Origin of the sequence: Shewanella septentrionalis, from assembly GCF_025370265.1 — a bacterium.
GTDB lineage: Bacteria > Pseudomonadota > Gammaproteobacteria > Enterobacterales > Shewanellaceae > Shewanella > Shewanella hafniensis.
In genome coordinates, this window is record NZ_JAMTCC010000019.1 from 35,383 (window position 1) to 49,082 (window position 13,700).

11 protein-coding genes are annotated in these 13,700 nt (G+C 48.9%); 1 reads left to right on the forward strand and 10 read right to left on the reverse strand.

The annotated features are described in order from the left end of the window. Window positions 1–52: 52 nt before the first annotated feature. The 10 genes from NE536_RS12390 to NE536_RS12435 all read right to left on the reverse strand — a co-directional run bounded on the left by NE536_RS12390 (window position 53) and on the right by NE536_RS12435 (window position 12,124). Window positions 53–1,348, reverse strand: a complete 1,296-nt coding sequence (locus NE536_RS12390) for an OmpP1/FadL family transporter (RefSeq protein ID WP_261272863.1) — start codon at window positions 1,346–1,348, stop codon at window positions 53–55. A 353-nt stretch (window positions 1,349–1,701) separates the two neighbouring features. Then, window positions 1,702–3,153, reverse strand: a complete 1,452-nt coding sequence (putP, locus tag NE536_RS12395) for a sodium/proline symporter PutP (RefSeq protein ID WP_261272864.1) — start codon at window positions 3,151–3,153, stop codon at window positions 1,702–1,704. 157 nt (window positions 3,154–3,310) lie between these two features. Then, window positions 3,311–4,015 carry a DUF3379 domain-containing protein gene (locus NE536_RS12400; protein WP_261272865.1) on the reverse strand — a complete coding sequence of 235 codons (705 nt, stop codon included), beginning with the start codon at window positions 4,013–4,015 and terminating at the stop codon, window positions 3,311–3,313. Beyond that, the gene (locus NE536_RS12405) at window positions 4,008–4,571 is read right to left on the reverse strand and encodes a sigma-70 family RNA polymerase sigma factor (RefSeq protein ID WP_106650953.1); all 564 of its coding nucleotides are present in this window, start codon (window positions 4,569–4,571) and stop codon (window positions 4,008–4,010) included. Before NE536_RS12405 ends, NE536_RS12400 begins: the two co-directional genes overlap by 8 nt. Before the next feature lie 72 nt (window positions 4,572–4,643). Further along, window positions 4,644–6,386, reverse strand: coding sequence for a BatD family protein (locus NE536_RS12410; protein WP_261272866.1), 1,743 nt, complete (start codon window positions 6,384–6,386; stop codon window positions 4,644–4,646). Next, window positions 6,380–8,518 carry a vWA domain-containing protein gene (locus tag NE536_RS12415; protein ID WP_261272867.1) on the reverse strand — a complete coding sequence of 713 codons (2,139 nt, stop codon included), beginning with the start codon at window positions 8,516–8,518 and terminating at the stop codon, window positions 6,380–6,382. Before NE536_RS12415 ends, NE536_RS12410 begins: the two co-directional genes overlap by 7 nt. Beyond that, window positions 8,518–9,537 carry a vWA domain-containing protein gene (locus NE536_RS12420; protein WP_261272868.1) on the reverse strand — a complete coding sequence of 340 codons (1,020 nt, stop codon included), beginning with the start codon at window positions 9,535–9,537 and terminating at the stop codon, window positions 8,518–8,520. Before NE536_RS12420 ends, NE536_RS12415 begins: the two co-directional genes overlap by 1 nt. Further along, window positions 9,531–10,187 carry a DUF4381 domain-containing protein gene (locus NE536_RS12425; protein WP_261272869.1) on the reverse strand — a complete coding sequence of 219 codons (657 nt, stop codon included), beginning with the start codon at window positions 10,185–10,187 and terminating at the stop codon, window positions 9,531–9,533. Before NE536_RS12425 ends, NE536_RS12420 begins: the two co-directional genes overlap by 7 nt. A gap of 2 nt (window positions 10,188–10,189) precedes the next feature. Then, window positions 10,190–11,143, reverse strand: a complete 954-nt coding sequence (locus NE536_RS12430; RefSeq protein ID WP_063884751.1) for a DUF58 domain-containing protein — start codon at window positions 11,141–11,143, stop codon at window positions 10,190–10,192. A gap of 24 nt (window positions 11,144–11,167) precedes the next feature. After that, window positions 11,168–12,124: an AAA family ATPase gene (locus NE536_RS12435; RefSeq protein ID WP_006082248.1), complete on the reverse strand. Its 957-nt coding sequence runs from the start codon at window positions 12,122–12,124 to the stop codon at window positions 11,168–11,170. Window positions 12,125–12,386: 262 nt separating this feature from the next. Between NE536_RS12435 and fadI the strand changes: the two genes are divergently transcribed. Beyond that, window positions 12,387–13,697 carry an acetyl-CoA C-acyltransferase FadI gene (fadI, locus tag NE536_RS12440; protein WP_006082247.1) on the forward strand — a complete coding sequence of 437 codons (1,311 nt, stop codon included), beginning with the start codon at window positions 12,387–12,389 and terminating at the stop codon, window positions 13,695–13,697. Window positions 13,698–13,700 lie beyond the last annotated feature (3 nt).

A 13,700-nucleotide genomic window follows, 5' to 3' on the forward strand; every position in this document is an offset into this window, starting at 1 on the left:
TTAAGATACAAAAAAGCCGCAAAAAATGCGGCTTTTGGGTTAAGCGTTTAGCTTAGAACTGGTAGCTGTATTGAACTGAGTAGTACATACCACTTGATTCAGTAATTGCATTAACAGGACCTGTGATAGCACTGTTTTCGATCAGGTGAACTTTTTCACCTTTAATATAAGCGATACCAAAGTCAACGGTGTTTTGTGGGTTGATGTGGTAACTCATACCCGCTGTGTACCAGTTACGGTCAGAGTCTGGGAATGAAATTGAGCTGATTTCGTCCACAACGCCTTGGTCATGCATATAACCAGCACGCACAGTGAATTGCTCGTTGATTGTGTAAGTACCACCTAAGCTGAATAACCATGAATCTTTCCATTGGTATTCTTTCAGTGCAACATCACCTACGGCTTGTGTCACTCCAACAGCTGCAATCGTGGCTGTACCATCTTTAGCCGTGATTTGATCAAAGTTGCCCCACTGTGTGTGCTGCGCAGTATAGTGCAAAGCAAACTTAGGGGTGATTTGATGGAAACCTGCAACTTGGAAGATATCCGCTAGTGGAACATCTAAGCTATCAAAATTGGTCGCAACCGGAACAGTACCTACACCAGGAATGGTTGTCATCGAGACGGTATTGATATCACCTTCAACATTCACTGTCGGGCTGAAACGGTAGCTGATGCCGAAACGGTTATCTTTATCTAGCTCAATGGTGGCACCTACTATACCACCGAAGGCCCAGCCGTCAGCGTCGACGTCAACCAATGGCGTAGTGCCCATATTACGGGTTAAGCGGCCTTCGCCATAGACTGCGTCCAGACCCGCACCGATACTGAACATGTCATTAATACGGTATGAAAGGCTGGCGTTAAAGTTAACCGTTGTGACTTCAGTTTCGCCAAGCAGATCATAGGGTGCTGGTGAGTTCGCAGGTAAACTCTTTGAAAGTGAGCTGGCATCGGTACCGGTACCAAAGTTAGAAAACGCAGCAAAGCCCACGGCGAACTTATCGTCGATTGGGTGGATGTAGAAAATATTAGGGATAATTTTAGAGCTACCCGCGTCATCGATGCTGCCTAAGTCAACGGCACCACCGGCAAAGTTAACGTCTTTAACATCAACAGTAATATCGGCATAAGTTAAGCCAAAAGACACTGCATCTTTATCGAATAATGCCATTGCAGCAGGGTTACGTGATAACACAGAAGCGTTATCGGCAATAATCGCATCACCCGCAAATGCACGGCCCATACCTGTGGCTGATTGGCTGTTGAGTTGGAAACCTGAAGCTAAGGTTTGAGTACTTGCTAATGCGACAGAAACGGCAATGAGTGTCTTGTTGAATGTTTTCATTATTATTCTCTCTATTCTTTATAAGTATTGGATTTTTATTCGGTCCTAGTCAGCCGAAAGTATTTAAATCCATTTATTAGTCTTCGGCATCTTATGGACTGAATGTAGCCTCAACAAGTCCGACCAGATGTGAAAAATGTTAATTTTCAGTTAATTAAAAAACTTTAAAACAGAGGTTGAACTTTAGCATGCTTGAATGGTCTGGCCAGATGCTTGATATGAAGGGCTTTGGGTTTATCGATAGGTTTCAATTGACGTTAACGGTTTGTAATTTTGTGTTGAGTGTTTAAAAGGATACAAAATGTAAAAAGCGCACAAGTGTGCGCTTTTTAAGTGATACAAGCGTGTTGAAACTAGAGTGAAGATTTAAATTGCTCGAACTCTGTGGTTACATTTTCACTCGGTGCAGACAATTTACTCACCAAAATACCGGCAAATGTGGCGAATACAAACCCTGGGAGGATTTCGTATAGTTCGAAAATACCACCAGTGAGTTGCTTCCAAATCACGACTGTTAATGCGCCGACAATGATAGTGGCGATGGCGCCATTACGACTATATTGCTTCCAAAATAGTGATAATAAGACCACAGGACCAAAGGCCGCACCAAAGCCTGCCCAAGCATAACTCACAAGGCTCAATACACTGCTTTCAGGATTAAGGGCAATGATGCCTGCGATCACGGCAATCGCCAGCACACCCATGCGACCTACCATCATCAGTTCACGATCATCCGCTTGTGGGCGTAACCATTTACGGTAGAAATCTTCGGTGATAACGCTTGAGCATACCAGTAACTGTGAATCGATAGTGCTCATAATGGCCGACAAGATGGCCGCAATGAGTAGACCGCCAATCCAAGGGTTAAACGCGGCTTGTGCTAAATGAATAAATACCGTTTCTGAATTCGCTAGAGGGGCGTTAGCGAAATATAAGGAACCTGCAAGGCCTGTCGCGAGCGCACCAATCAGCGAGAATACCATCCAGCTCATGGCAATACGGCGCGACAGGGGCAGGGCGTCGGCACTGCCAATCGCCATAAAGCGCGACAAAATATGCGGTTGACCAAAATAGCCAAGGCCCCATGCGAGTAAAGACAACATGCCTATCACTGTGGTTTTGTCACTGACTAAGGCCAACATCGCAGGATCGATAGTTTCAATACCGGCGTGGCTTTCAGGGTGAGAGAAAACGGCAAAAGGCACAATTAAAAGGGCGACAAGCATCAAACAGCCTTGGAAAAAGTCTGTCCAACACACGGCAAAGAAGCCACCAATAAAGGTATAACCGACTATGATGGCTGAGCCAATCACTAGTGCCACTGTGTAATCGAGACCAAAAACTTTTTCAAACAGAATCGCGCCACCGACCATGCCTGAGGAAGCATAGAAAGTGAAAAACACTAAAATAGTGATTGCGGAGACGAGCTTGAGATAGCCTTGGGTATCGTGGAAACGTTTCTCGAAGAAATCCGGTAAGGTGAGGGCATTATCGGCGAGTTGAGTGTAAATACGCAGTCGTCTGGCGACAAATAACCAGTTTAGCCAAGCGCCAAAAATTAATCCTATGCCAATCCAAGCTTCACCTAAGCCGCCTAAGTAGACCGCGCCGGGTAAACCCAGTAACAGCCAACCTGACATATCAGAAGCACCCACACTGAGTGCGGTCACAGCGGGGCCCATTTTGCGGCCACCTAAAATATAATCATCAACAGTATCGGTAGCACGGTAAGCCCAAAAACCTATGCCCATCATCAATACTAAGTAACCAACAAATGTGATTAAAATCGGGGTTTCAATCGTCATCTTGCCTTTTCCCATCTTTTTATTATTAAAAGTGGCAAGCATGCTACCAGATGTTTGAACAATCGCCCATTAGCAGATAAAAGTGTGATTAAAATCTAACCTCCGATTGCATTGAAATATCGGAGGTTAATTTAAAAATATTAAATATAATATATGGTTAGATAAAGGTGTTCTTGATTTCGTCTTTCACATAGCTAAGGTCAGCTTGATCCTCACCTATGAGCAAAATAAACGCATCGGGTGTTTCAAAGCCCATTCCTTGGTATTTGCCATCGGCGAAGGTTTGGTCTAGCACCATACGTTTTTCGAGTGGCACGATAAAGAGTGTAACCTTGCTTTGCTCGCCCTGTAGCACTAAGTGCAGGCTTTTCACCCCTTGAAAATCACAATAGGAGGTGTAATACACTTTGCCTGGTTGTTGGGTGAACTTGGCATTGCCAAAGTCTTTCATCGACGCGAGCTGCGCATTGACCTGATTAAAGTTGACGTTTTGATCCACCTGTAAGGCAACCCCTTCATGGTAGACATGGGCCAGTGCATGTTCGGCTAAATCGATTGGCCCTAAACGTAATAGACTAAAACTGATCCCCACCACAAATGCCACCGAGGCCGCCATGGCCACTAAAAAGCCGGTTTGACGGCGGTGTTTATGGTGTTGTTGTAACTGCTGACGCAAAATCAGTTTATCGGCGAGATCGTCCGCCACTTCCACTTTCAATGCATTTGTCAGTTTGGCATCAAGGTTTTTAAGCTCATTGATTAAGGCTTGGTTTTCTGGTTTAGCATTAATTTGCGCCAGAAAATCAGCATCTTGATTATGAGGATCTTCATAAGCTTGACGTCTAAATTTAAGCTCATCCATTGGATTGACCTCTTACCTCATTTTTCTCAAGTAATTCTTTCAATTGGCTTCTCGCCCGAAATAAACGTGTCATTACGGTGTTGCGATTAAGCTCCATCAGCTCGGCGATTTCATCGCCGCTAAAGCCACCAATCAGTTGCAGTAAGAGTGGCTCGCGGTATTCGATATCCAGTTTGCCTATTTGCCGACGGATCAGGTATTGCTCGGTCTGCTCTTCACTGCTATTGGAGATATTGTCCTCTAAGGTATCTTGCTCAACGTCGGAATAATCGAACTGTTTACGCTCGAAACGCCGTGCATTCTCACGCCTAAGAATCGTGATAAGCCATGCTTTCGCCGCTTTATCATCCTTGAGGGAATCTAAAGAGCGCCACGCCCGCAAGAAGGTTTCTTGGGTAATGTCTTCAGCCACATGTTTATCGCCGCATAACCAATAGGCGTAGCGGAAGATGTCTGCATGCAGCGCCTTGACTAGGCTGTTGTATCGTCGTTGTTTACTTAGCATGTCAGAAGAGACCGCAGGCTCGACGGATTTCTTACGCCAGTTAGCAAACATTTTTAATTTTTCGGCTTGGTGGTTGAATGTTTAGCATAGTTGAGCTCGCTTCTCTGTCATTAACCCCATAATTTACTTAGGATTCAGTGGGCTTAATGGCGCCGATTTTGGGTTTAAATGTTTATGCTCACAAGCCTTAACTGCGTTAAGCAATGCGGCGCACTCGGCGCTCAGCTTGTTAGTATTAGCATTGTTAGTATTCGCACTGTCAGTATGGCTGCTGGCATCGGCCTTCGCACTGTCAGTATGGCTGCTGGCATCGGCCTTCGCACTGTAGGCGGCAATTTGCAATTGTTGTATCGCCTGTGCGAGTTGCGGTGACTGCTCGGCAATCTTATCGAGTGTCATAGGCGCTTGCTGTAACTCGCTGAAGTAGCGCTGTAACTGCAACATAATACGGCTCACATCGCCACTGGCGCAGGCTTGCTCTAATCCTTTCAAGCCGGAGGCAGTCACTGATTGTGCTGAACTGATTGAAGAGTTTACTGAAATTGGGGCGGCCGTTTGATTTTTTAAGACGCGGCGCCAAGCGACTAAGGTGATAATCCAAGCGACTAGAGTGACCAGCCATAGCGCAGCAAACACCTTAACCATCCAGGAGTCATTGTTGTCGGCCGCTGAATTTGCTTGCCAAGAGGCTTGGGCGGGCGCATCTGTGACTGCACCGCCTGTTACCACTATGGTGCGTGCGGGGAGCGTCGCGGTTTCTTGACGTTTAAGGTGCGGATTCCACCAAGGCACTTTGACTTCGGGCAGGGTAAATGTTCCCGCTTTGCTGGGAACGATTGCCGACGTAATATTGTACTGGGAGACAATTTGTGCATCGCGTACAAAGGTTTGTCGCTGAGGTTTCTCTGGGTATGACTTCAGTTCATTAGGCAGGGTTTGCGCTATATCTGGCAGGCTATTTTCATCGGCATTAGAAGCCAATAAAGTAATAGTGCGAGTAATAGGGCTACCGACGGTAAACTCTTTAATATCCTCAGGGAAATTCTCTTTTAACACCACTAAATCGGCAACCAGCCATTGGCCTTGGAAACTTGTCGGTGCAGGATTCACTTGCACTGTGAGTGAGGGCGCGCCCGCTTGCATTGGGCGGCTTTCATTAAAGCCAAACATGCCGCCGCGGCGTTGGGATTCAACTAGCACATCGCCCGCAAAGGTCGCGCCTTTGATGTTCACTTGGCCGGGTAAGTCCGGAATGATGCCATAGGTGCGTTCAATCACGCGGTAACGACGGCCATCGACTATCTCTGAGCCATCCTTATCTTCGCCAATTTGTTTGATCTGTGCGCCTTCGATGACAGGTGCGCTCAATACGCCCCTTTGTAATTCCACTGCTAGATAGAGTTTCACCTTGTAGGTAATGAGCTGCCCGACATAGGCCTCGTCAGTTGACACTTTGGCATCGATGAATAGGTTGTTCATTTGCGCGGGCTGGCTGCCCGTTTCGACCACTTTGAGTGGGATCGGCGCCGAGCTGATGCCATCAATAGTAAAGGCTGGAATGGTCAACTGGCCTTTTTGTTTTGGCGCGAGCAACACTTGCCAGCGAGTCTCTTTGACCGCATCGAAGTTCATGATCTGTGTGCTGCGACTCACGCTGGTGCGGCCAACAATAAAGTCTTTCAGCAGGGCGGACGTGTCTAGCTTGCCAGTATCGATTTCATCATCGACGCTGATGTTGAGCACAAAGTATTCACCCTCCATCACAGGATTACGATCGACCGATGCCTCAATTTTGCTGAGTGCAAAGGCGGGATGGGCTACTCCGATGGCAAGGAGTAGCAGGATAAAAAATTGTCTGATCACCACTGTTCGTTATCCTTTGATATTTGGCCATTTTGACGGCGTTTTTGATATTCCAACTGCATTTTATTGCGAAGTAACACTTGGGGGTCTTCACTCACGCCCCTCAGTGCTCGCTGCATTTCTGCGGGAAGCGGTTCGCTATTAGTTGGCGGCGCTTCGACCGATTCACTCATAGCGGCTTCTTGTTTATCTTGCGCATCTTTCTCAGGAGCGTCCTTGGCGCCAACGCTTTGCTTTGCTTGCTCAGCTGATTTTTGCTCCTCGGCATCGGTGTTAGCCTGCGCTTGCATCTTAGCTTCATTATCTGCTGGTGAATTGTCTACAGGCTCATTTTCCTTTGCATCCTGCTCGGCATTTTGTTGCTCGGCATTTTGTTGCTTGGCTTGTTGATCCTGTTGCGCTTTATCTTGATCTTGCAGAGCTTCATCTTGCTTGTCCTGAGCATTGCCATTTTGCTTATCTTGCTCAGACTCTTGCTCAGACTCTTGCTCATCCGCTTTTTGCTGCTCAGGGCTTTGATCAGAGCTTTGCTCAGGATTGGCATTGTCCTGTTGATCCTGAGACTCTTGTCCCGCTTGATCTTGCGTATCTTTCTGAGCGCTATCTTGGTCAGATTGTTGTTTATCCTGCGACTGCTGATTACCGGATTGTTGGTCGCCAGATTGTTGGTCACCTGAATTGGAATCACCGGACTGCTGATCGCCTTGTTGATCTTGGTTTTTATCCTGTTGATCGTTTTTACCTTGCTGCTTTTGCTGCTCTTTCAATTGCTTTTCAGCCAGTTCAAGGTTGGCCTTTGCCGCAGGGAAATCGGCTTGTTTTTCAAGTGCGGCTTGATAGCGCTCCTTAGCCTTATCGGGTTTACCGAGTTGCATCAACGCATTGCCTTGATTGTAGAGGCCTTGGGCTGAGCTATCTTGCTCGAAGGTTTTCAGCGCTTGCTCATAATCACCGGCCTTATATTGGGCGCTGCCACGCCATTGGGGTGACTCAAACTGCTTAGCGGCGTTGGCATAATCTTGGGATTGATAGGCCTGCATCGCTTGCTGATCTGTCGTTTTCCACACATTGTCCCAGGCATTGTCCCACACACTGGCATGGGCAGGCTGAGGCGCGGCCGCGAGCAGTAAGCCGCCAATGAGAGTGGCAAATCCAACGCTTGCCACGATTCCTTGCCTAAAGCTGAAAAGGGCGGGCAGCAGTAATAGCAGGGCGAGATAAGGGCCGAGATCCTGCCAGGTTTCACCGTCAAGATCTGTGGCTTTGGCATCGCCCGTATCACTTAACCAATGTTGTAATTGGGCCAGATCATTGCCGTCGGTGCGATTTTGGATTAACACGCCTTTGTTATCCGCGGCCAGTTTTTGCAGCAGGCCAAAGTCAGTGCTGGCCACAACGACTTCGTTGCTGCTGTCGCGCTGCAATTGTCCGTCGGGTAGACGAATTGGCGCGCCTTGGCTGGTACCAAAAGCGACGACGGCAAGGCGATATTGCGTGCCACTTAATGCCGAGTTAGCGTCATCAAATTGGGCTGCGGTTATGCCATCTGTCATCACGATAATATCACCGCGAATATGCCCACCCTGAGTCAGTAGCGTTTTAGCTTGGGTTAAACCTGCCGCTAAGTTTGAGCCACGAACGGGCATGATGTCAGGGCTTAAGGTCGGCAATAAATTGAGTAGCGTGCCGGTATCGCGCGTTAACGGGCTGATAGTAAAGGCATCGCCAGCAAAGGCGACTAAACCTGTTTCACCTTCTTTAAGATTTCGCAGCAGATCCGTAGCCCTAAATTTAGCTTGGGTTAAACGGTTCGGCGCAAGATCGGTGGCGAACATAGATACGGACATGTCCATCACCAGTACGCGGCCTTGCTCGGCGGCAAACACAGGCAAGGACTGTTTATTAACGGCAGGTCCGGCGAGTGCAAAAGTCGCAATCAGCCAAGTGAAAGCTAGTAGATGCAAAGGACGACGGGATTTCTTGCTGCCTTGGGTGACCAATATTTTGGCTAAGTGCGGCGCAATATACCGATTCCACGCGCTGTGGCTCTCGTGTTGTCGCCATAAACTCAATAAGACTAAGGCCAGCGGCACTAGGGCGAGTAGCCATTCGGGGCGAATAAAATGTAGGCTCATTATTTAATGTTCCCCTGTGAAGTGGTTGCGACAGAGGGTTTAACGCGGCGCGCTGCAAAGAATGGCAATTGACCTAAGGCAATCCACAGGCTCGCCAGTAACGCCAGTGCCAGCGGCCAATAGAACAAATCTGCCTGCGGACGATAGCTTAACTGATCGCGACTTACAGGTTCGAGTTTATCGATTTCTTGGTAAATCTGGTCGAGCTCTTGGCTGTTACGGGCGCGAAAATAACGGCCGTGGGTGACTTCGGCGATATGCTTAAGCTGGTTTTCATCCAGATCCATCGAAGGATTAACCCGCTCGCGGCCAAAGAGTGTGCGGCGCTCCATCACATCAGCACCGACACCGACAGTGTAAATGGTAACTTTACGATTAGCGGCAATTTGCGCCGCTTGCTCCGGCTCAATATTGCCCGCGTTGTTAGAGCCGTCGGTCAATAAAATCAACACTCTGTTACTCTCGTCCATTTTATCGAAACGTTTTACCGCCAGCCCTATGGCTTCACCTATGGCGGTTTGTTTACCGACTAAGCCGATTTGTGCTTCTTTTAAAAATTGGGCCACTGAACGTCTGTCTTGGGTGAGCGGCGCCTGCAAATAGGCGTGATCGGCAAAGAGAATTAAACCGATACGATCGCCTTTGCGGCGCTCGATAAAGTCACTGACGACGTGTTGGATTAAGGTGAAACGGTCGACGGTTTTGCCATTCACCACCATGTCTTCAATCTGCATACTGCCGGATAAATCCACCGCCATCATCAGATCGCGGCCTTGGCTCGGCAGTTCGATAGGTTCGCCAAGCCATTGCGGACGGGCGATAGCGAGCACTAATAGGCACCACATCAGCCAGTAGCGTTTGCGACTCTGGCGCGTGTTGGCCGCTAAGCTTTGTTTGCCTGTTTGGCTTATTCCGGGGAGTTGTAGCCGGCCACCATCCACTTGTACGGTTTGTTGGCGCCAAAAAATCAAAGGTAAAGGCAGTAATATCAATAGCCAAGGCCATGCAATGGTTAACATTGTGCCTCCGGTTGTTTGGTGTCAGCTGGCTGGATTGGCGCTTGGCTTTTAGCTTGAGCGTCGCCACTAGCTTGAACGTAGCCCTTAGCTTGAACAAGATTCTGCTCAGGCGCACTCAGTGTTGCTTTCGATGCCAACCAAGCTTTTGCGAGTTCATGTAACTCATTGGCTTCAGCTAAGGTCAACGGCGTTTGCTGGTGACGTTTGGCCAACAAGTGGCCGATACGTTGGCGTTTAGGCGCGGGTAAATAGCTGTCTAGCCACGTCGCCCAAGCTTCACCATCAAAGTAGGCTATTGCATCTCTGCTGAGATAACTCATGGCGGTACGCTTTAATAGGCTATTGACGTCAGAGACATAGGGCGGCGCTTGTCTATCAAGCTGACTAAGCAACTGTTTCGCGGCTTTTTTCGGCGCGAAGTCTCGGGCGCGTTTTCTTAGCCAGATAACTAAGAGTGTGATGAGAGCAATCACTAGCGCGAGGACCAACCAATAACCGATTGCCCAAGGCCAAGCGCCGATTGGATCGGGATGAATGATATCCTGCAGATCCGCCAGCGCTGGGTTTGGCGCTGTAGCCATAGGGACTGCAGCCTGTGGATTTGCTATAACTGGTGTCACTATTTCTGAATTCACTGTTGCTGGATCCATAGTTAACGCAATAATTCCAATTGATGGGCTAGGGGAGCACCCGCATCGATGAGCTGGGTGCGCACGCGCAGTTGCTGCATCATGGCGATAAAGTCCCTTTGCTGACGCAGCTGTATATCAAGCCAAGCCTGATAACTGTGGCGGGTGAGCACTAAGTCCTCCTCCCCATCCCGTACTGGCAAACTAAAGTTGTGCGGTAACGGCAGTGTCCCTTGGCGCAGGGGATCGGTAATAAGATAGGCGCCCACATCGCAATGACGCTTAAGCTCAGTGAGAGGCGCGATACATTGGGGGCTAAAATGGCTGCCATCTGTCACTATCCAAACTAAGGAGCCGGGTTTGGCGATGCGTTGTAATCGCTGACAAGCGCGCAGAATATGATCAGGATCGCGCTGGTCACTGCCAACATGATTGAGTTGATTCTCATGCACACGGCGCAGGCCTGAGATCAATTGCAATATGCCCTGACGACGGCTGCGGGGTTTGAGCTCTAGATGCTCAGACTCGCACGCGATCAAGGCGCCGAGTCTATCGCCATGGTTAATCGCATTCCAACCTAAGGTGGTCGCAAGGTGCCCTGCTTGCACCGATTGCAGTAATAAACTTGAGCCAAAATAGAGACTTTGGCTTAAGTCGATTAACAACAGAATAGGGCGCTCACGTTCTTCGACAAATAACTTAGTGTGGGTTTTGCCCGTGCGAGCGGTCACGCGCCAATCAATGGTGCGCACATCGTCGCCCTGTTGATAGTGGCGCACCTCGGCAAACTCCATCCCGCGGCCTTTGATTAAGCTGCTGCGATGGCCCGCTAAATTAGCGCGGGCACGGCTGTAACGTTCAGGCATAGCACGGGCGATATTTTGGCACGCCAGCAGCTCTTGCTCGGTTAAATGCAAGCCATCGGCAAACAGCGGCAAGCCATCGGCCGAGGCTGAGAGTCGCGCAGTGTCACTCATCTTATTTCACCTTTATCTTCACCGTTAAGGTACTGCTACTTGACTCAAGATGTGATTGATCACCTGATCGCGGCTGACGCCTTCGGCTTGTGCCTGATAGCTGAGTAATAATCTGTGTCTTAACACATTCGGTGCAACGGCTTGAATGTCTTCCGGTGAAACAAAGTCTCGCTCGTGCAGCCAAGCGCGGGCGCGGGCGCAGCGTTCTAACGAAATAGTGGCGCGTGGGCTGACACCGTACTCAAGCCATTTCGCTAAGTCTTCGCTGTAACGTAAAGGCTCGCGGGTCGCCATAACGATTTCGACTATGTATTTTTCGAGTGGCTCGGCGAGATAGATTTCCATGGCTTCGTCACGTGCGGCAAACACATCGGCCTGAGCAATCGGCTCAGTCGTCGGCAATTCGTGGGTGAGTGCTTCTTTACGGGATTGGCGCAGAATTTCGATTTCAGTCTCGCCGCTCGGGTAATCAAGATTCAAGTGCATTAAAAAACGGTCAAGCTGTGCTTCGGGCAGGGGATAAGTGCCTTCGTTTTCTAATGGATTTTGGGTTGCCATCACTAAAAACAGCGGTGGCAGCTTATAACTGTGCTTACCGACGGTGACTTGACCTTCGGCCATAGCTTCTAATAAGGCCGATTGTACTTTGGCGGGGGCGCGGTTAATTTCGTCTGCCAAGATCAAATTGTGGAAAATCGGTCCGGCTTCAAACTCGAAGGTGCCAGTTTGCGAGCGATAAATATCTGTGCCGGTTAAATCGGCAGGCAGCAGATCTGGGGTAAATTGAATGCGGTGGAAATCGCCCTCAACCCCGTCACATAAGGCTTTCACCGCACGGGTCTTGGCCAGTCCCGGTGGACCTTCAACTAATAAGTGGCCATTGGCAATTAAGGCAATGAGCAGATTTTCGGTCAATACTGGCTGCCCTAAAACAACCTTATTTAGGTAAGTGCGTAATGCATGGAAGCGACTCAAAGGCATGATGCTACTCGTTTTATTATGTTGAAAATGCGTGTGTGGGCTATAGACAACGGATATGGTAAAGAATTCCCTTAGGGTTTGGCTAGTGTTAAAAAAACAAACAGGTGTTTAAAACTTGCTGACAAGAAGTTAGAATCAGATCACACTTTAATGGTCAGACCTGTTATTAGGCGTTTTTCGCCGTAAAACAATGGGTCAAACACGGAAATAGCTAGCGCCGCCTGAAATCTCTCAGCGATTGCGCACATAAAGAGGGTGACAAATGAGTGATAGACAACAGGTTACGAACGCCAAGGGCGAGCGTATCGCAATTGTAGCGGGTTTAAGAACGCCATTTGCAAAACAAGCCACGGCATTTCACGGTGTATCGGCGCTCGATATGGGCAAAATGGTGGTCAATGAATTATTGGCGCGCTCTGAACTCGATCCTAAGCTGATTGAGCAATTAGTGTATGGACAAGTGGTGCAAATGCCCGCTGCACCTAACATCGCCCGTGAAATCGTACTCGGTACTGGCATGAATGTGTCGACCGATGCCTATAGTGTCACTCGCGCCTGTGCGACTAGCTTTCAATCTGCCGTAAACGTGGCCGAATCTATCATGACGGGCAATATCGAAATCGGTATTGCGGGCGGCGCCGACTCTTCATCTGTCTTGCCTATCGGCGTGTCGAAAAAATTAGCCCATGCGTTAGTCGATCTGAATAAAGCCCGTAGCTTTGGGCAAAAACTACAAATTTTCCGTCGTTTAGGCATTAAAGATTTATTACCTGTACCGCCTGCGGTTGCCGAGTACTCAACGGGCTTGTCTATGGGACAAACCGCTGAGCAAATGGCAAAAACCTACAATATTAGCCGCGCCGATCAAGATGCTTTAGCGCACCGCTCGCACACCTTAGCGAGTGAAACTTGGGCTTCGGGCCATCTTCGTGACGAAGTGATGGTTGCCCATGTGCCACCGTATAAACAGTTTATCGATCGCGATAACAATATCCGCGAAAACTCGGTACTGGAGTCATACGCTAAGCTGCGTCCTGCATTCGATAAACAGCATGGTACTGTGACGGCGGCCAACAGCACGCCGCTTACTGACGGTGCCTCAGCGATTATCCTGATGAGCGAAGGTCGAGCGAAAGCCTTAGGTTATCAACCAATTGGTTACATTAAGAGCTATGCTTTTAGCGCCATTGATGTGTGGCAAGACATGCTGATGGGGCCCTCTTACGCGACGCCACTGGCGCTGAAACGTGCTGGAATGGAGCTAGAAGATCTTACTCTGATTGAAATGCACGAAGCCTTTGCGGCGCAGACATTAGCGAATATGCAGATGTTTGCTTCGAAAAAATTTGCCGAAGAAAAACTCGGCCGTAACCGTGCCATTGGTGAAATCGACATGAGCAAGTTTAACGTGCTCGGCGGCTCGCTTGCCTACGGCCATCCTTTTGCTGCAACGGGAACCCGTTTGATCACGCAAGTGTGTCGTGAGCTTAAGCGCCGTGGTGGTGGAACTGGCCTAACAACGGCCTGTGCGGCTGGTGGTTTGGGCGTGGCAATGATAGTGGAAGTGGAGTAATCG